The organism is Stenotrophomonas sp. 2619 (assembly GCF_040548725.1).
Lineage (GTDB): Bacteria > Pseudomonadota > Gammaproteobacteria > Xanthomonadales > Xanthomonadaceae > Stenotrophomonas > Stenotrophomonas maltophilia_AP.
This window is the reverse complement of the sequence record NZ_JBEPSF010000024.1, coordinates 39786-57115: the sequence shown is the minus strand read 5'-3', so window position 1 is coordinate 57115 and position 17330 is coordinate 39786. Positions and strand designations below refer to the sequence as shown.

Below are 17330 nucleotides of genomic sequence, written 5' to 3'. Positions count from 1 at the left end.
TGAAAGGCAGCAGCCTAGAGCGGTAGGCGCACCGTCACCAATGCGAAGATCGAGCCAGAGGCATGAGCCGGTTCAATGCCTCACGTCAGCCGTTGCCGCGTGGTGTCGCAGCTGGCCCACCCACGCAGGGCGTCAGCCCAGCGCGCGCGCCGCGGCCTGCTGCGCCTGCACCCGCAGCTCGGGAATGGCCAGGCTTTCCCACAGCGTGCCGATGCGCAGGCTGCCCACCACCTGTACACCCGGGTGCGGCTGGCCGTTGGCGGCGAGCAGCTCGGCATGTGCCACCGAGGTATCCAACCCCAGGCCGTGCGGCCCTGGTCGGGCGTAGCCGTCGGCCAGCAACTGCTGCACCAGCGGATTGCGCATTGCGGTGGCGCGGGTCTCCACGCCGGTGGCATTGATCAGCGCGCCCACGCGCAACGGCGGCAGGCCACCGGCGGCGCCGTGCGCATGCACCTGCAGGGTGCCGTCGAGCACCAGCACGGTGTCGAGCCGGGCGCGATGGCGCTGCAGCTGGCCCGACTGCTCCAGCGCGGCCAGCTGCGCCTCGACGCTTTCGGCGATGCGGTGGCGGTGCACGTCCCAGTACCGCACCACGTGGCGCAGGAAGCGGCGCTGGTCGGCGGCCTCCAGACCACGCCACAGTGCCTGGCCCAGCGGACGGATGCGATCCATCACGCTCTGCCAGGGCAGGCCCTGCGCAAGGGCGTCACGGGCATGCCCACGCAGCGTGCGCACGGCCTGCCGCAACGGCAGGCCCGGCAGCGGGCCCGGATCGAAGCTGGCCGTGCCGCCATGCGCGTGTGGCAGCGGCAGCAGTGCATGCCGGGACAGCACGTGGATGCGGCCGCGGTGCCCTGCATTGGCCAGCGCCACCACGCTGTCGGCCATGCTCAGCCCCGAGCCGATGATGGCCACGTCGCCGTCGCCAGCCAGCAGCCGCACGCCGTCGTAATCCCAGGCGTCGACCACTTTGCCCGGGGGCAGCGCGTCGGCGCCGGTAACCGGCAACGGGCGCATGCTGTTGCCGCAGGCCAGCACCACCTGGCGTGCCTGCCAGGCCTCGCCATCGGCGAGCACCAGCCGCTGCGTGGCGATGCCAGGCTGCAACGCGGTGACTGCCTCATGCACCACGCTGAGCTGCGCGGGGCTGCTGGCCTGGGCCTGTTCCAGGCGGGCCTGCAGGTAGGCGGCGTAGCAGCGGCGCGGCGCGTATTCGGCGGCGACTGCGTCGCGCGGCATGCCGGGAAACGCGTCCACCTGCAGCAGGTAATCCAGGAAATCATCGGGCGCATCGGGTAGCGCGCTCATCCTGCCGGCCGGCACGTTGAGCAGGTGCTCAGGCCACGGCGTGGCGTAGGCGATGCCCTGGGCCAGCGCCGAGGCCGGCTCGAACAAGGCGACATGGAGCGCAGGGGCTGCCGTGCGCAGCGCATGCAGCGCCACCAGCACGCCCGCCGCACCGCCGCCGACGATGGCCAGGTCACACTGGCGAGGGGATTGGGTTGCCGTCATGCCCCGATTGTAGGCGATGCCCGCGATGGCTCCGTGTCGGCCGTTACCGCAGCGCTACATCAGCGCATCGGCCAACCGCGCGATGCCTTCGCGGCTGCGTCGCCAGGTTGGGCGCTTGCGCCAGCTTTTCAGGTCCAGCTGGCGCGACTGCAGCAGGTAGTCGTTCTCGATCTGCAGCAGCTGGGCGACGATGCCGCGGTCATAGCAGAGCATGCCGATTTCCGCGTTGAGCGCGAACGAGCGGATGTCCAGGTTGATCGACCCGACCAGCGCGATGTCCTCGTCCACGCTGAGGTGCTTGGCGTGCAGGAAGCAGGGTTCGTACAGCGCGATGCGCACGCCACTGCGCAGCAGTTCGTCGTAGTAGGCCTCCTGCGCCCACGCGGTGAGCCGCTGGTTGCTGCTGGCCGACAGGATCAGCTGCACCTGCACGCCCGACAGCGCAGCGATGCGCAGCGCGCTGAGGGTGGCCTCGTCGGGCACGAAGTACGGGGTGACCAGCACGATGCGGCGGCGTGCCAGGTGGATCAGCGCGTTGACCGCGTCGCGCGCGTTGCTGAAGGGATACGCCGGGCCGCTGGGCAGGAGCTGGGTGGCCACGTCGGCCGAGCACACCGGCACGGCGGTCATCACGTCCAGGCGCTGGCCGGTTTCCATGTACCAGTCGCTGGCGAACACCGCTTCCAAATGCGCCACGCCCGGGCCGCGCACGCGCGCCACCAGTTCCTTGTTGGGAAAGCCGGGCACGAACTCCGGCTGGGCCAGGTTCTGCGAACCGATGTAGCCGACCCGGTTGTCGATCACCGCGATCTTGCGGTGGTTGCGCAGGTCCATGCGCCCGCTGCGGCGCCAGCGCAGGCCGCCGGGCAACATTGCGCGCACGTCCACGCCCAGCGCCTGCAGGCGGTGCCGGTAATGGCGCAGCCCGCGCTTGGCGCCCACCGCGTCCAGCAGCAGGCGGCAGTGCACGCCGCGGGCAGCAGCGCGCTGCAGCGCCTGCACGATGGACTCGCCCACGGCGTCGTCGAACATGAGGTAGTACAGCAGGTGCACGCGTTCGCGGGCCTGGTCGATGTCGGCGATCAGCGCCTGCAGCGAGGCGTCGTAGTCCACCAGCAGTTCCACCGCGTTGCCGTGGATGGGCATGAAGTCGCCCTGCCGCTCGATCAGCGGCACGATCTCGGCCGTGGCGGTGTCGGGCACCGGGGTCCAGCGCAGCGGCGGCTGCAATGCCTGTTCCTCGCGGATCACCTGGGAGGCCTCGGCCTGGCGCTGCACGCGCTGGCGCGATAGCCACGGGTGGCCGAACAGCAGGTACAGCGGCAGGCCCAGCAGGGGCACGAAGCCGACCAGCAGCAACCAGCTGCGCGCGGCACCGGGCGTGGTGCGGGTGGGAATCCAGAACAGCGCGGCCAGCCGGATCAGCCAGTCCAGCATCAACAACCAGGAACCCAGCAGCCACTCGAACAGCATCGCGTCGCCCGTTGGAGGTAGGCCGGCATTCTGACATGCCCGGTGCATGCGCCCGGTAGTGCCGGCCGCTGGCCGGCTCTTCTTCGATTCGTCAGGAGAGCCATCGAGCTCTGCCATCGAAGCTATTCAACTGCCAATGGAGGGACACCCTTTTTTCGAGGGGACGTAGCAGATTGCGTAGGGCGCTGCGCGCGTGCACGGGTGTGCAGGTGCCGTTTGGATCGGGTGGCGTCTCCGGTCAGGTCTGTCGCGCGCGTGGGGGCCCCGTAACGGCCGATAGGCCCCTGGCGCAAATGTCCCCCGGCCGCGTGGCGGCCTCCTCCTTTACTTTGCCCAGGGGCCTACCGGCCGCTACGGGGCTCGGCGTGCGGTGAGCAGGGGAAGCCAGGCTTTTCTGCCGTTGTCGGTGGGTCGGGCGCTGGGCCCCCATCCCCTTGGAGGCGAAGTAAAGGAGGAGGGGGCGGCCGCAGGCCGACGCCGGGGGACATTCGCCGGAAAGGGGATGGGGGCCCAGCGCCCGACCCGCCGACCCACCGACGACGGCGTCTGAAAAGCTTCGCAGCGCGCCCCATGCTCGCCACGCGGATGAAGGAAGAACCAAAAAAAAACCCGCCACACGGGCGGGTTTTTTTCTGGGGAAGCTCAAGTACCCTTGCGGATTACTTGATCTTGCCTTCCTTGTACAGGACGTGCTTGCGCACGACCGGATCGTACTTCAGGAATTCCATCTTCCCGGGGGTGTTCTTCTTGTTCTTGTCCGTCGTGTAGAAGTGGCCAGTGTTGGCCGTCGAAATCAGACGGATCTTATCGCGCTTGCCTGCCATGATCGTTTACTCCTCAGACCTTTTCGCCGCGCGCACGCAGCTCAGCCAGAACGGAATCGATACCGTTCTTGTCGATGGTGCGCAGGGCATGCGCGGAAACACGAAGCTTGACCCAGCGGTTCTCGCTGGCAACCCAGAAGCGGCGCTCGTGCAGGTTGGGCAGGAAACGACGGCGGGTCTTGTTGTTGGCGTGCGAGACGTTGTTACCCGTCTGCACTCGCTTGCCGGAAACTTGGCATACGCGGGACATTGCGCACCTCGATGAAAGTAATTGTCAGCCCATAGCCCGGGCGACGGCGGCCTCGACGGTTTCCCGCCACACGTCATGAGAATCAAAGGGTTACGCTGTCGAGGGCGGGCCGGATGACGTGTTCCCGGCCGCCGATCCAGAGATTTCCGGACACAGCGAGCCGCGCATTATGCCGCAGGCCGTGGGCCGGCGCAAGTTGTCCACAGGGCCATGGCCGCCGGCCAGGGCCGGGCGGGCGACAGGTGTTCGCATGGCCACCCGCGGGCGGCGGCGATACTGGCCGCCCTGTTCACCCTGGACCCCCACGATGCGGCTGCTGGCGATCACCTACGGCACCGAAGGCGACACCCGCCCGCTGGTCATGCTCTGCCACGGCCTGATGGCCGCCGGACACGAGGTGATGCTGCTGGCCGAAGGCGGCACCCTCGGCAGCGCGCGCGCCCTGGGCGTGCCGCACGCCGCGCTGGAAGGCGACATCCACGATGAGGTGGTGGCGCTGGTGTCGCGCGGCAACAACACGCTGGCCGCCTCGCGCGGGCTGGCCCGGATGGCGCGGCGGCACGTGCCGGCGTGGACGCGGCAAGCCGATGCGGCCGCCGCCGGGTGCGATGCGGTGCTGACCGGCGGCCTGGCCGCCTTCGTCGGCATGACCGTGGCCGAGCGGCATGGCCTGCCCGCGATCGGGCTGGGCATGATTCCGCTGACGCCCACCGCCGACTTCCCCTCCCCGTTCCTGCCCCGACTGCGCCTGCCCGGTACGCTGAACCGGCTCAGCTACGGGCTGGTGAACCAGGCGGTCTGGCGCACCTTCCGGCAGCCGATCAATCAGGCCCGGCACGCGCTGGGCATGCCGCCGCGCCGCGGCCTCTGGCGCGACCTCCCGATGCTCTACGGCATCTCGCCCAGCCTGCTGCCGCCCCCGGCCGACTGGCCGGCCAACCACCGCATCTGCGGCCAGTGGCGCCTGCCGGACAGCCCGTGGCAACCGCCACCGGACCTGCAGGCCTTCCTCGATGCCGGCCCGGCCCCGGTGTACCTGGGCTTTGGCAGCATGACCGGCTTCGATCGCGACCGCGTGCTGCCGGCACTGTTGGATGCATTGGCACCGCGCCGGGTGCTGCTGTTCCCCGGCTGGGCGGGGCTGCCCAGCACGCCCCTGCCCGCCGGCGTGTTCGTGGTGGGCCCCACCCCGCACGAGGCGCTGTTCCCGCGCTGCGCGCTGGTGATCCACCACGGCGGCAGCGGCACCACGCATTCGGCCTGCCGGGCCGGGGTGCCATCGCTGGTGATGCCGTTCGCAGCCGACCAGTTCTTCTGGGCGGCGCGGCTGCAGGCGTTGGGCGTGGCGCCGGCGGCGTTGTCGCCGAAGCGGTTGGGAGCAGAAACGCTGGCCAAGGCACTGGCGTTCGCTGAGGCTCCAGGCACCCGGACCAGGGCGGTCACACTAGGCCAGGCGATGGCCGAGGAATGCGGCGTAGATGAGGCCATCACGCGGCTCGAACACTGGCTGATCCCGCGCCAGCACAAGGCTGGCAGTGATCACAAAACCCTGCCCTGGGAACATTAACCAAGACGCTCGGGTGGTTTTACACGCCATCGGCCACATGGCATGATTCCCTTCAAGTGCTGCTGATCGGGACCTGGAAACAGGAAAGTAGTGCTGCGAAGACCGGCATGGCCCGGACTTTCCTCAGCCTTTGGCGGGATAGGCGCAAGCCGACGCGATTCACAAGCACCGAGAACGAAATCTGAAAGCGCCCCAGAGATGGGGCGCTTTTTTCGTTCAGGGCCTGGAGATTCCAAGCTTGGTAGCGAGCACTTTGGTGACGCGAAACACGCCATGTCCATGCGGCAGGACCTGGCCGTGCCAATTGCGGTTGTAGGCACTGGCAACCCAGATGTGGGCACGATTGGGTTCTGCCCGCCGCGTGATACGTGTCCAGATGATGTCGCCGTGGCCCATATCGGTGCAGAAGTACTCAGCAGGCAACTGCGCTCGACGTCGCATCGTGGCGCATCCTGTTGGACACGCGCACGTTCACCGCTGCGCGGCAGGCATGACGTTGCATGCCTGCCGCAGCGTGCATCACCCGACCAACGGTCAGGTGCTACCGGAGACCGGTGTAGCATCGTCTTTGCGGTGCAACCACCGGTACAGCACCGGCAGCACCAGCAACGTCAGCAGCGTGGACGACACGATGCCGCCGATCACCACCGTGGCCAGCGGGCGCTGCACTTCCGAACCGGCACCCACGTTGAAGGCCATCGGCACGAAGCCCAGCGAGGCCACCAGTGCGGTCATCAGCACCGGACGCAACCGGCCCAGTGCCCCGTCGCGCACGGCATCGGCCAGCGGCAGGCCGCCCTCGCGCAGGCTGCGCACGAAGCTGATCATCACCAGCCCGTTGAGCACGGCCACGCCAGACAACGCGATGAAGCCGACACCGGCCGAGATCGACAACGGAATGCCACGCGCGGCCAGCGCCAGCACGCCGCCGGTGAGCGCCAGCGGCACGCCGCTGAACACGATCGCCGCGTCCTTGACCGAGCCGAACGCCCAGAACAGCAGCGCGAAGATGATCGCCAGCGTCACCGGCACCACGATCGACAGGCGCTGGCTGGCCGAGATCAGCTGTTCGAAGCTGCCGCCGTACTCGATCCAGTAGCCGTTGGGCACCTGCACGTCGCGCCCGATGGCCTGCTGCAGGTCGGCCACGAAACTGCCGAGGTCGCGGTCACGCACGTTGGCGGTGACCACGATGCGGCGCTTGCCGTTTTCGCGGTTGATCTGGTTCGGCCCCTCGCTGTTGCCCAGCGTGGCCAGCTCACGCAGCGGCACGGTGCGGGCGCTGCCGCTGGTCCAACTGCCGGCGCGGCTGGACTCGTCGGCGTCATCGCCGGCCAGCGCCGGGGCCAGCGACACCGGCAGGTCGGCCAGTGCAGCCGGGTCCTGGCGCAGCGCTTCGGGCAGGCGCACCACGATGTCGAAGCGGCGGTCGCCTTCGAACAGCTGCCCGGCCACCTGCCCGCCCACCGCGGTGGCCACGGTGGACTGCACCTGGCCGGGATTGAGCCCGTAGCCGGCCAGCGCGGTGCGGTTGGGGGTAATGGTCAGCAGCGGCAGCCCGCTGGTTTCCTCCACGCGCACATCGGCCGCGCCCGGCACCGTGCCGGCCACGCTGGCGATGCGCTTGCCCACGCTCAGCAGCGTGTCCAGGTCGTCGCCGAACAGCATCACCGCCACGTCTGCCCGCACGCCGGAGATCAGCTCGTTGGTGCGCATCTGGATCGGCTGGGTGAACTCGTAGTTGTTGCCCGGCAACTGCTCCACCGCCGCTTCCAGTTCACCCAGCAGTGCCGCCCGCGACTTGCGCGGGTCCGGCCACGCCTTGCGCGGTTTCATCATGATGAAGGTGTCGGCCACCGACGGCGGCATCGGGTCGGACGCCACTTCCGGCGTGCCGATCTTGGAGAACACCTTGTCGACCTCGGCGAACTGCACCAGCCGTTTTTCGATCTGCAGCTGCATCTGGATCGACTGGGTCAGGCTGGTGCCGGGGATGCGCATGGCATGCATGGCCACGTCGCCCTCGTCCAGGTTGGGCACGAATTCACTGCCCAGGCGCGTCGCCAGCAGGCCGCAGCCCACCACCAGCACCAGCGCCCCGGCCACCATCCAGCGCCCGCGCCGCAGCGAGAAGGCCAGCAGCGGCGCATAGCGCCGGCGCACCCACGCCATCAGCCGGTTTTCCTTTTCCTGCACGCGGCCGCCGAGGAACAGCGCAATCGCCGCCGGCACAAAGGTGAGCGCCAGCAGCATCGCACCGGTCAGCGCGAGCACCACGGTGATCGCCATCGGGTGGAACATTTTTCCTTCCACCCCGGACAGCGCGAAGATCGGCAGGTACACCGCGGTGATGATGCCCAGCCCGAACAGGCTCGGGCGGATCACCTCGGCGGTGGCGCTGGCGGTTTCGGCGAAGCGCTCGGCGGCGGTCATGTCGCGGCCCAGCGCGTGCTGGCGTTCGCCGAAGCGGCGCAGGCAGTTCTCGATGATGATCACCGCGCCGTCCACGATGAGGCCGAAGTCCAGCGCGCCCAGGCTCATCAGGTTGGCCGACACGCCACCGCGTGCCATGCCGGTGAGGGTGAACAGCATCGCCAGTGGAATCACCGCGGCGGTGATCAACGCCGCGCGGAAATTGCCGAGCAGCGCGAACAGCACCACGATCACCAGCAACGCCCCTTCGATGAGGTTCTTGGCCACGGTGTCGATGGTGCGGTCCACCAGCGCGGTGCGGTCGTAGCTGGCGGTCACGGTGACGCCCTCGGGCAGGCTGGCCTGTGCCAGCTGCAGCCGTGCGGCCGCGGCCTGGGCCACGTCGCGGCTGTTGGCGCCGATCAACATCACCACCGTGCCCATCACCACTTCGTGGCCGTTCTGGGTGGCCGCGCCACTGCGCAGCTCCGGGCCGTCCTGCACCTGCGCCACGTCGTGCACGTGGATCGGCACGCCTTCGCGCCGGGCCAGCACGATGTTGCCGATCTCCTCCAGGTTGGCCACCTGGCCGGGAATGCGCACCAGGAACTGCTGGCCGTTGCGTTCGATGTAACCGGCGCCCACGTTCTGGTTGTTGGCTTCCACCGCCTGCGCCACGTCTTCCAGGGTGAAGCCCAGCGCGCGCAGCCGAGCCGGGTCCGGGGTGATGTGCACCTGGCGCTGGAAGCCGCCGATCGTATTGACCTCGGTCACCCCCGGCACGTTGCGCAGCTGCGGGCGGATCACCCAGTCCTGCAGGGTGCGCAGGTCGGTGGCGGTGTAGGCAGTGCCATCGGGTTTGCGCGCCTTCGGATCGGCGTCGATGGTGTACATGAAGATCTCACCGAGGCCGGTGGAGATCGGACCCAGCTGCGGGTCCAGGCCGTCAGGAATCTGCGATTTCACCTGCTGCAGGCGTTCGGCCACCTGCTGGCGGGCGAAGTAGATGTCGGTGCCGTCCTCGAACACCACGGTGACCTGCGACAACCCGTAGCGCGACAGCGAGCGTGCCTGTTCCATGCGCGGCAGGCCAGCCATCACCGTTTCCACCGGGTAGGTGATGCGTTGTTCGGTCTCCAGCGGCGAGTAGCCGGGGGCCGCGGTGTTGATCTGCACCTGGACGTTGGTGATGTCCGGGGTGGCGTCGATGGGCAGCTTGGTGAAGCTCCAGATGCCCACCGCCACCAGCACCAGGGTCAGGCTCATCATCAGCCAGCGGTGGGCGATGGACGCACCGATGATGCGGTCCAGCACGCCGGCGCGTTCAATGCTCATGCGACGCCCCCGCCTTGCCGATGTCGGCCTTCACGACGTAGCTCTGCTCGACCACGACCTGCTCGCCGGGGGTCAGCCCCTCAAGCACTTCGACCTTGCCCGCATCGCGCGCGCCCAGGCGGACCGGGCGCGCGGTGTAGGTGTCGCCGCTGCGCACGAACACCACGTCCTTGCCGTCCATGGTCTGCAGCGCGCTCAGGGGCACGACCTGCGCGGCCGCTTGGGTGGCGACCACGATGCGGGCCTTCACCGCCGCACCGGGCCGCCACAGGCCATCGTCATTACGCAACGTGGCGCGGGCCACGGTGCTCTGGCTGGCGGTGGCGGTACCGGGCAGCACGCGTTCGAGCGTGGTGGTCTGGCTGACCCCATCGGTCATGCGCGCCACCGTGACCGGCACGCCGGCGGTGATGTGCTGGGTGTCGTTGCCGAAGATATGCAGGTCCACCCACAACGTGGACAGGTCGCCGATCTCGAACAACGGCGTGCCCTCGCCCGCCACGCCGCCCACCTGGGCCTGGCGCGCCAGGACCACGCCGCTGATCGGCGCGTTGACGGTGTAGGTGGTCAGGCTGAGGTTGCTTTCAATGCTGGCCAGCACCTGCCCGGCCGCGACGCGGTCGCCGACGTTGGCGCGCAGCGAGCGGATCGGCCCGGGGAAGCGCGCCATCACCTGCGCCACGCGGCCATCAACGGGGGTCAGCAGGCCCTGCACGTCGTGCTCGTCGGCGATGGTGCCGGCCGCGACCGCGGCGACGCGGATGCCGGCCTGTTCGGCCATCGCGGCGGTGATCGTGGTGGTTTCCGGCGCGTCCTCGTCGTGCGCGTCCTCGTCGCTATGACCGGCCTCGCCGTGGCCCGGGTCGGCAGCGGCCGGGGTGCCGGCTTCCTTTGCGCAGCCGGCAAGGGCCAGCAGGACGAGCAGCAGGGCGGCGGTGAGTGCGGTGCGGGGGGAGAAGGTAGTCATCGGCGGTCCTCCGTGGACACGGCGGCAGTGGCGGGGGTGTCGCCGGTGGCGAGCATGCTCTGCCCGGTGAGACGCTGGATTTCGATCAGTGCGGTCTGCGCGGCGATGGCCGCTTCCAGCTGGCGCTGGCGGGCCTCGATGCGCATGGCCTGCAGCTGCGCCCATTCCATGTAGCTGATGGCACCGGCGCGCCATGCCTTCTCGGCGGCATTTTCGGCACGCGTGAGCTGTGGCAGCACGTCGCGCGCCATGCGCGTGACTTCCAGCCGCGAGGTCAGGTAGCGGCCATGGGCTTCGGCCAGGGTGGCGTAAAGCTGCAGCGCGCGCGCATCGCGTTCGACCGCGTTGAGCGCCAGTTCGGCTTCGGCCGCGCGGATCTCGGGCGCGGCGCGGGCCACGCTGCCCAGCGGCACGCTGAAGCCGGCCACGAAGGCGCTGTCACGGTTCTCGCGGTTGTTGCGTACACCGACCTGCCAGCTGATATCCGGCCGCGCCGCGGTACGGGCCAGTTGCACCTGGGCCTCGCGGATGCGGCGCTCGCCGGCCAGCACCGCCAGCTCGGGGGTGCGCTGCAGGTGATCGGCCAGCACCGCGAAGTCCTGCAGCGCCGGCAGCTGCAGCGGGTCGCCGGTGACGACGTCGAAGCCCGGCTCGCGCTGCCGCCACAACGCCGACAACGCGGCCCGCGCGGACTGGTCGGCCTGGGCGGCGCGGTCGCGGTCCAGCTCGGCCTGGGCCAGCATCGCCTGGGCGGTCAGCAGCACCGATTCGGGCGAGGCGCCGGCCTGCAGGCGCAGGCGCGCAGCCGCCACCGCGCGCGTGCGCTGCTCGATGTCGGTCCGGGCGATGGCCAACTGCTGGCGGGCGTCGATGACCGCCAGATAGCGGCGCGCCACCTCAGCCATCAGGTCGAGCCGGGCGGTTTCGCGCTGCGGGGCCAGGCTGTCCAGGTTGGCCTGGGCCACGGCGCGGCGGGCATCCAGCTTGCCGCCGCGCTCGAGCATGCCGGCCAGGGTGACGGTCAGCTCGGCGCTGCGCAGGCCGCTGGCATCGCCGCTGCCCAGCACGTTCTCAAGGTCCACGCCCACGCTCAGCGGCGGGCGCAGCCCGGCCGCGTCACGGCGTGCTTCCCAGATCGGGCGCTGCGCCTCGGCCAGGCGGAGGTCGGGGTGGTACTGGGCGACGCGCGCGATGGCGTCGTCGAGGGTCAACGGGTCAGGCGTTTTCGTGCCCTGCGCATACACGCACGGCACGAACGCGAGGACAGCCAAGGCTGCCAGGCGCATCCACATGGGGAATCTCCAGATAACGGTTCAGATGGACAACGGCGGCACGCAGCCGCGTGGCATCAGGACGCTATCGGGGGGCGCAGCAGGCTCTCCGGCGGTTGGGTACGCAACTGCGCGACCAGCCCGACCGGCACGCTGTGCGCCGGCGCAGCGGGCAGGACCCACGGCAGTGACGCCATCGGCAGCACGCCACCGTGCCCGTGGCAGTGGCCGCAATGCACCAGTGCATGCAGCAGGTCGCCGTCGGCCGGATCGGGTTCGGTATCGCCGGGCAGCGCGGTGTCGGCCGGGGCCGCGTCGCTGTGCAGGCTGATATGGATGTCGGCCAGTGCCGAGGCCGTGGCCGTGCCGAACACGCCCAGGCCTACCGCCACCAGCATCAGCAGGCGCAGCAGCAGGGACGGACGGGGGCGGGCGTGGCGGAACATGCCGGCAGGGTAGCGGGCGGCTTGCCCGTTACACAATCGCAGCGCGGCGCGATGGTTCACGTTGACGGGATCGGCCGGGTCGCGGCCGATCCCGTTGCGGTCAGCTGGCAGCCTTGCGCTGGGCAATATAGGCCTGGATCTGCTGCTCCAGCACCGGCAGCGGTACCGAGCCCTGCTTGAGCACGGCATCGTGGAAGGACTTCACGTCGAACCGGTCGCCCAGTTCCTGCTCGGCCTGCGCGCGCAGGCGCACGATGGCGATCTCGCCCAGCTTGTAGCTCAGCGCCTGGCCCGGCCAGGAGATGTAGCGGTCCACTTCGGTGGTCACTTCATGCTCGCTCAGCGCGGTGTGGTCGCGCAGGTAGGCAATGGCCTGCGCGCGGGTCCAGCCCTTGTGGTGCACGCCGGTGTCGATCACCAGGCGCGCGGCACGCCACATTTCGTAGGTCAGGCGGCCGAAGTCCTCGTAGGGAGTTTCGTAGATGCCCATCTCCACGCCGAGCTTTTCGCAGTACAGGCCCCAGCCTTCGCCATAGGCGGAGATGTAGGCGTTGCGGCGGAACTCGGGCTGTTCGCCCTGTTCGGCCGCCAGTGCGCCCTGCAGCGCGTGGCCGGGGTCGGATTCGTGCAGGGTCAGGGCCGGCAGGTTGTACAGCGGACGGGCCGGCAGGTTGTAGGTGTTGAGCCAGTAGGTGCCCATGCCACCGCGACCGGCGGTCCAGAACGGGGCGATGTCCGGCGGTACCGGCACGATGGTGAAGCGTGCGCGCGGCAGGGTCATGTACTTGCCGATCACCCCGTCCACGCGCTTGGAGATCCATGCGGCGCGGTGCAGCAGTTCGTCGGGGGTCTTGGCGTAGAACTGCGGATCGGTACGCAGGAAGGTCAGGAACTGCGCGAAGCTGCCCTTGAATTCCACCTGCTTGATGATGCCGTTCATTTCCGTCTGGATGCGCGCCACTTCCTTCAGGCCGATCTCGTGGATCTGCTGCGGGGTGAGGTCCAGCGTGGTGTATTCGTGGATCTGCTGCTTGTAGTACGCCTTGCCGTCGGGCATGGCTTCGGCGGCCAGGGTGGTGCGCGCCTGCGGCACGTACTCGCTGACGAAGAAGGTGCGCAGCTTGGCGAACGCCGGCACTACGCTGCCCCCGATGGCCTGCCGCGCCTGCTCCTGCAACTGCGCCTGCTCGGCCGCGGGGATGCTGGCGGGCAGCTTCTTGAAGGGCGCGTACAGCGGCGAGGCGGTCGGGTCCTTCAGTTCGGACACGGTGGCGATGGACACCTCACGCCCGTCCAGCACCGCGCGCGGCACGCTGAAGCCGCGCTTGAGGCCGGCCCGCATGTTCTCGGTCTGCTGGTCGAAGTAGCGCGGCACGTCGTTGAGGCGGGCGATGTAGTTGCGGTAGTCCTTGGCGGTCTTCATCTCGCGGCGCGCCATGAAGGACAGGTTGGACCAGAACGAGGAGTCGGCGTTGAACGGCATTTCATAGCCGCGCAGGCGCACCTCGGCGGCCAGGTTGAAGACCTGGTCGCGGTAGATGGCGTAGTTGATCTGGTTGTCGGCCGAGAGCGTCTTCGGGTCGATCTTGCCGAGCTTGGCCAGTACCTCGTCCCAGACCTTCAGCCGGGCCTGCTGGGCCGCCGCGCCCACGTCGGGCATGCGGGTGGCGTTGGCCGGGCCGTCGCCGTCTTCGCTGGCTTCACCACCGCCATCCTGGCGCCACTTCCATTCGGTTTCGTAGATGCTGCGGAACTGCGCATCGGAGGGGCTTTCCGAGGCCAGGCTGGCCGGTGCGGCCGCCGGTGCAGCGGGCGGCGCGGCCAGGACGGCGCCGGCAGGAAGGGCCAGGGCGAGCAGCAGCGCGGTGACGAGGGGCGATTTCACGATCAGCGGTTCCCGGTGGACGGCAAACCCCGATCATGGCACCCGCCGAAGCCCCCGCGCATGGATCAAAGGTCCTGCACGCGACGCGGGCAGCGCCGAAGGCGCGCGGTAGCCACCGACCGCTGGTCGGTGGGCGCGGCCTCAATGCGGCGCCTTGTCCCGCTTCCACCCCCGGTGGTCGATATCCAGCTTCAGGCTGTACAGGGCGGTGAACGCGGGGAACAGGTTCTGCAGCACGCCCACCGAGTCCTGCTTGGCCGAAAACAGGAAGTAACTCAGCGTCATCAGGCTGCCAACCACGCTCATGTACCAGAACAGCCGCGGGATCACCGGCTTGCCGGCGCGCCGCGAGGCCACGAACTGGACCAGCCAGCGGCCGCCGAACATCAGCGCGCCGGTGTAGCCGATCAGCTTCCAGCCGGTCACGTGCAGGCCGGTCCAGTACAGCCAGGTCAACGGTTGGTCGAGCCAGTGCAGCTCCATCAGCGTTCTTCCACGGCGGTGCGCTTGCTGCGCGTGATCAGCCACGCCACCCCACGCAGGTCGCGGATGCCGACCAGCGCGCGGCCCAGGTTGGTGTATTTGGACACCCCCGCCGTGCGGTGCCGGTGGTTGACCGGCACGCTGATGGTCTGCCAGCCGGCACGCTGCATCAGCGCCGGCAGGTAGCGGTGCATGTGGTCGAAGTACGGCAGGTCCAGGAACGCCTCGCGCTCGAACAGCTTGATGCCGCAGCCGGTGTCGGGGGTGTCGTCGCGCAGCATGCGCGCGCGGATGGCATTGGCCCACTTGCTGGCCCAGCGCTTGCTGCCCGAGTCCTGGCGGTGCACCCGCCAGCCGGCGAACAGCTTCACCTGCGGCACAGCCGCGGCGCGCGCGGCCAGCAGCTTGGGAATATCGGCCGGGTCGTTCTGGCCGTCGCCGTCCAGCGTGGCGATCCAGGGCGCGCGCGCCTGCTTGACGCCGGTGCGTACCGCCGTGCTCTGCCCGCTCTGGCTGACATGGTGCAGCACCCGCAGCTCGGGGTGGACGGCCTTGAGCCCCTGCAGCACCGCCAGGGTGTCATCGCGCGAATGGTCGTCTACGTAGACGATCTCGAACACCACCTGCCCGCGCAGCGCGGCGGTGATCTCTTCGATCAGGGGGGACACGTTGTCGCGTTCATTGAAAACGGGAACAACGACCGACAGCTGGGGTTGGCTCATGGTCGGGCTCTGCGGAGGGCCAGGATCGAAAACGAGCGCGCATTTTCCGCACCCAAGGTTATCCAAAGATGAATCCGCAGATGTGTGTCAGGCGTGAGTACCGAAATAATCGCGGCACCAGGCCACCACCGGCGGCAGGCCCTGCTCGATCGGGGTGGCCGGCTCGTAGCCGAAAACGTCACGGGCACGCGTGGTGTCGGCCATGGTGCGGACCATGTCGCCGGGCTGCATCGGCTTGTATACCTTGTGCGCCGGGCGCCCGGCCGCCGCTTCGATGACCCCGATGAAATGCTCGAGCTCGATCGGCGTGTGGTTGCCCAGGTTGAAGACACGGTGCGGGACATCCTCGCTGGACGGATGCGCCAGCGCGCCGAGGATACCGGCCACGATGTCGGAAACATGTGTGAAATCGCGCTGCATTTTTCCGTCGTTGAACACGTCGATCGGGCGCCCGGCCAGCACCGCGCGCGAGAACAGCAGCGGTGCCATGTCCGGGCGACCCCAGGGGCCGTACACGGTGAAGAAGCGCAGGCCGGTGGCATGCAGGCCGTACAGCTGCGCGTAGGTGTAGGCCATCAGCTCGTTGGCGGCCTTGGTGGCGGCATACAGCGAGCGCGGCTTGTCGATGCGCTGGTCTTCGGAGAACGGCGGGGTGGCCGAATCGCCGTACACCGAACTGCTGGAGGCATACACCAGGTGCGCCACGCCGCGGTGGCGGCACAGCTCGAGCATGTTGACGAAGCCGACCAGGTTGCTGTCGACGTACGCGTGCGGGTTCTCGATCGAATACCGCACGCCGGCCTGCGCGGCCAGGTGGATCACCCGGCGCGGCGCGACTTCTTCGAACAGCGCGGCCAGGCCCTCGCGGTCGGTCAGGTCGAGCACGCGGATGTCGGCGTCCGGGCACAGCGCGGCCACGCGGTCGCGCTTGATCTGCGGGTCGTAGTAGTCGTTGTAGTTGTCCAGCCCGACCACCGTTTCACCGGCATCAAGCAGCGCGCGGACCGTGTTGGCCCCAATGAAGCCGGCAGCGCCGGTGACGAGGATGGTCATCGCAGTAATCCTGGAAATACGGGGAACAGCATAGCCGTGCGGTATGTCACTCAGAACAGGCCGAAGCGCTTCCTGGCGACGTTGACCCGGCCCGGTTCGATGATGTCGCTGACGCCCTTGGCATCGAAGCGATCCAGCAGGGCGTCGCTGCCCTTCTTCAGCTTCAGCGCCATTTCTTCCGGGTAGAGCGGCACCAGCGACATGAACACGATGGTCTTTTCAGCGTCGATGACGAGGTGGCCAAAGTCTTCCGGGGCGTTCACCGGCGGCAGCACGATCACGCCGTCGAAGCCGACGCCCGGCGCGTAGGGCACGGGAGGATCGAAATTGGGAATGGTGTGGCCGAACCCCAGCCAGGTGTCGAACTTGTGCGGCAGCCGCGCCATCATCTTGAGCAGGCGGATCGGCCAGTAGTGGCGCTCGTCCTCGAGGTCGGCCTGCTGCAGCGGCCAGTCGGCCGGCAGGGTCACCATCAGCTCCATGTAGCGCGGCGCATCGACGTCGTCGGACAGGGTCATCGGCAGGTCACTCATGCCCGATGTGACCAGCCGCAAATGCGGGAACTCCTCGGTGGCCGGCACCACGTGCACGTCGATGTGCACGGCGTCGGACACGATTTCATGGAACACGCTCGAGACCGGGCCAAGATGCCGCTCGATATGCGCGCTGATCTGTTCGATGCACACCTCACCGACCGCCGGCGCGAAGTCGCGTGGCCGGGTGTGGGTCAACATCGGACTGCCGCCCGGGCTGACATCGTCATAGGTATCGCTCATCCGTCACTCCTTGTGGGTCGCGACCGGCTGCCGGGACGCCGTCACCACAACGTGAGCGGCGCTTCCTTGGCCAGCGTGGCCTTGCGTTCCTTGCTGAAATTCCACCACGGGCGCGGTGCTTCGCCCTGCATGAAGCGCACGACCGACAGGAACACGTCGATCACGCACGGGTCATGCATCACGCCGGTGCGCAGGCATAGCTGCGCGTACATGTCGTAGGCATCGCGGCCGCGCAGGTGCGCAGGCACACGGATGCCGATCAGACGCAGATCTTTCTCACAGGCCGGCCCGACATTCGGCAGGTCGGTCAGACGCAACAGATGGTTGCGGTCGACCTTGGCAGGGTTCATT

15 protein-coding genes are annotated in these 17330 nt (G+C 68.7%); 1 reads left to right on the top strand and 14 read right to left on the bottom strand.

Annotated elements, in window-relative coordinates:
- Window positions 1–132: 132 nt before the first annotated feature.
- The 4 genes from ABIA71_RS19620 to rpmB form a co-directional block, all read right to left on the bottom strand.
- Window positions 133–1533: an FAD/NAD(P)-binding protein gene (locus ABIA71_RS19620; protein ID WP_354287553.1), complete on the bottom strand. Its 1401-nt coding sequence runs from the start codon at window positions 1531–1533 to the stop codon at window positions 133–135.
- Between the two features lie 36 nt (window positions 1534–1569).
- Window positions 1570–2988, bottom strand: coding sequence for a cardiolipin synthase (cls, locus tag ABIA71_RS19615; protein ID WP_354287509.1), 1419 nt, complete (start codon window positions 2986–2988; stop codon window positions 1570–1572).
- Window positions 2989–3647: 659 nt separating this feature from the next.
- Entirely contained in the window at window positions 3648–3815 is a 168-nt protein-coding gene (rpmG, locus tag ABIA71_RS19610; RefSeq protein ID WP_172407465.1) for a 50S ribosomal protein L33, read from the bottom strand.
- Between the two features lie 10 nt (window positions 3816–3825).
- Window positions 3826–4062, bottom strand: coding sequence for a 50S ribosomal protein L28 (gene rpmB, locus ABIA71_RS19605; protein ID WP_005411638.1), 237 nt, complete (start codon window positions 4060–4062; stop codon window positions 3826–3828).
- Window positions 4063–4369: 307 nt separating this feature from the next.
- Here rpmB and ABIA71_RS19600 point away from each other — a divergent pair, with 307 nt between their 5' ends.
- Window positions 4370–5629: a glycosyltransferase gene (locus ABIA71_RS19600; protein ID WP_354287507.1), complete on the top strand. Its 1260-nt coding sequence runs from the start codon at window positions 4370–4372 to the stop codon at window positions 5627–5629.
- Window positions 5630–6163: 534 nt separating this feature from the next.
- On the opposite strand, the gene ABIA71_RS19595 is transcribed toward ABIA71_RS19600, so the two are convergent.
- From ABIA71_RS19595 to ABIA71_RS19550, 10 genes are all read right to left on the bottom strand, one after another.
- Entirely contained in the window at window positions 6164–9376 is a 3213-nt protein-coding gene (locus ABIA71_RS19595) for an efflux RND transporter permease subunit (RefSeq protein WP_502961287.1), read from the bottom strand.
- Complete coding sequence (locus tag ABIA71_RS19590) at window positions 9366–10343, bottom strand: efflux RND transporter periplasmic adaptor subunit (protein WP_354287506.1); 978 nt, start codon at window positions 10341–10343, stop codon at window positions 9366–9368. Before ABIA71_RS19590 ends, ABIA71_RS19595 begins: the two co-directional genes overlap by 11 nt.
- On the bottom strand, window positions 10340–11635 hold the full coding sequence (locus tag ABIA71_RS19585) for a TolC family protein (protein WP_354287505.1): 1296 nt from the start codon (window positions 11633–11635) through the stop codon (window positions 10340–10342). The genes ABIA71_RS19590 and ABIA71_RS19585 overlap by 4 nt, the downstream gene beginning before the upstream one ends.
- A gap of 56 nt (window positions 11636–11691) precedes the next feature.
- Window positions 11692–12060, bottom strand: coding sequence for a DUF2946 family protein (locus ABIA71_RS19580; protein ID WP_354287504.1), 369 nt, complete (start codon window positions 12058–12060; stop codon window positions 11692–11694).
- A gap of 100 nt (window positions 12061–12160) precedes the next feature.
- Window positions 12161–13945: a DUF885 domain-containing protein gene (locus ABIA71_RS19575; RefSeq protein ID WP_354287502.1), complete on the bottom strand. Its 1785-nt coding sequence runs from the start codon at window positions 13943–13945 to the stop codon at window positions 12161–12163.
- A gap of 141 nt (window positions 13946–14086) precedes the next feature.
- Window positions 14087–14428 (bottom strand): lipid-A-disaccharide synthase N-terminal domain-containing protein, encoded by a 342-nt coding sequence (locus ABIA71_RS19570; protein ID WP_128095875.1) that lies wholly within the window; start codon window positions 14426–14428, stop codon window positions 14087–14089.
- Window positions 14428–15150, bottom strand: coding sequence for a glycosyltransferase family 2 protein (locus ABIA71_RS19565; protein ID WP_354287501.1), 723 nt, complete (start codon window positions 15148–15150; stop codon window positions 14428–14430). Before ABIA71_RS19565 ends, ABIA71_RS19570 begins: the two co-directional genes overlap by 1 nt.
- 87 nt (window positions 15151–15237) lie before the next feature.
- Window positions 15238–16203: an NAD-dependent epimerase/dehydratase family protein gene (locus ABIA71_RS19560; protein WP_354287499.1), complete on the bottom strand. Its 966-nt coding sequence runs from the start codon at window positions 16201–16203 to the stop codon at window positions 15238–15240.
- A gap of 50 nt (window positions 16204–16253) precedes the next feature.
- Window positions 16254–16979 carry a suppressor of fused domain protein gene (locus tag ABIA71_RS19555; RefSeq protein WP_354287497.1) on the bottom strand — a complete coding sequence of 242 codons (726 nt, stop codon included), beginning with the start codon at window positions 16977–16979 and terminating at the stop codon, window positions 16254–16256.
- 41 nt (window positions 16980–17020) lie between these two features.
- A complete protein-coding gene (locus ABIA71_RS19550; RefSeq protein ID WP_128095871.1) occupies window positions 17021–17329 on the bottom strand; it encodes a helix-hairpin-helix domain-containing protein in 309 nt (102 codons plus the stop codon).
- Between the last annotated feature and the right edge of the window lies 1 nt (window position 17330).

Coding starts and splice junctions, on each gene's coding strand:
- cls (WP_354287509.1), bottom strand. CDS start 2,988: ATGCTGTTCGAGTGGCTGCTGGGTTCCTGGTTGTTGATGCTGGACTGG.
- rpmB (WP_005411638.1), bottom strand. CDS start 4,062: ATGTCCCGCGTATGCCAAGTTTCCGGCAAGCGAGTGCAGACGGGTAAC.
- ABIA71_RS19600 (WP_354287507.1), top strand. CDS start 4,370: ATGCGGCTGCTGGCGATCACCTACGGCACCGAAGGCGACACCCGCCCG.
- ABIA71_RS19595 (WP_502961287.1), bottom strand. CDS start 9,376: ATGAGCATTGAACGCGCCGGCGTGCTGGACCGCATCATCGGTGCGTCC.
- ABIA71_RS19590 (WP_354287506.1), bottom strand. CDS start 10,343: ATGACTACCTTCTCCCCCCGCACCGCACTCACCGCCGCCCTGCTGCTC.
- ABIA71_RS19585 (WP_354287505.1), bottom strand. CDS start 11,635: ATGTGGATGCGCCTGGCAGCCTTGGCTGTCCTCGCGTTCGTGCCGTGC.
- ABIA71_RS19580 (WP_354287504.1), bottom strand. CDS start 12,060: ATGTTCCGCCACGCCCGCCCCCGTCCGTCCCTGCTGCTGCGCCTGCTG.
- ABIA71_RS19570 (WP_128095875.1), bottom strand. CDS start 14,428: ATGGAGCTGCACTGGCTCGACCAACCGTTGACCTGGCTGTACTGGACC.
- ABIA71_RS19565 (WP_354287501.1), bottom strand. CDS start 15,150: ATGAGCCAACCCCAGCTGTCGGTCGTTGTTCCCGTTTTCAATGAACGC.
- ABIA71_RS19560 (WP_354287499.1), bottom strand. CDS start 16,203: ATGACCATCCTCGTCACCGGCGCTGCCGGCTTCATTGGGGCCAACACG.
- ABIA71_RS19555 (WP_354287497.1), bottom strand. CDS start 16,979: ATGAGCGATACCTATGACGATGTCAGCCCGGGCGGCAGTCCGATGTTG.
- ABIA71_RS19550 (WP_128095871.1), bottom strand. CDS start 17,329: ATGAACCCTGCCAAGGTCGACCGCAACCATCTGTTGCGTCTGACCGAC.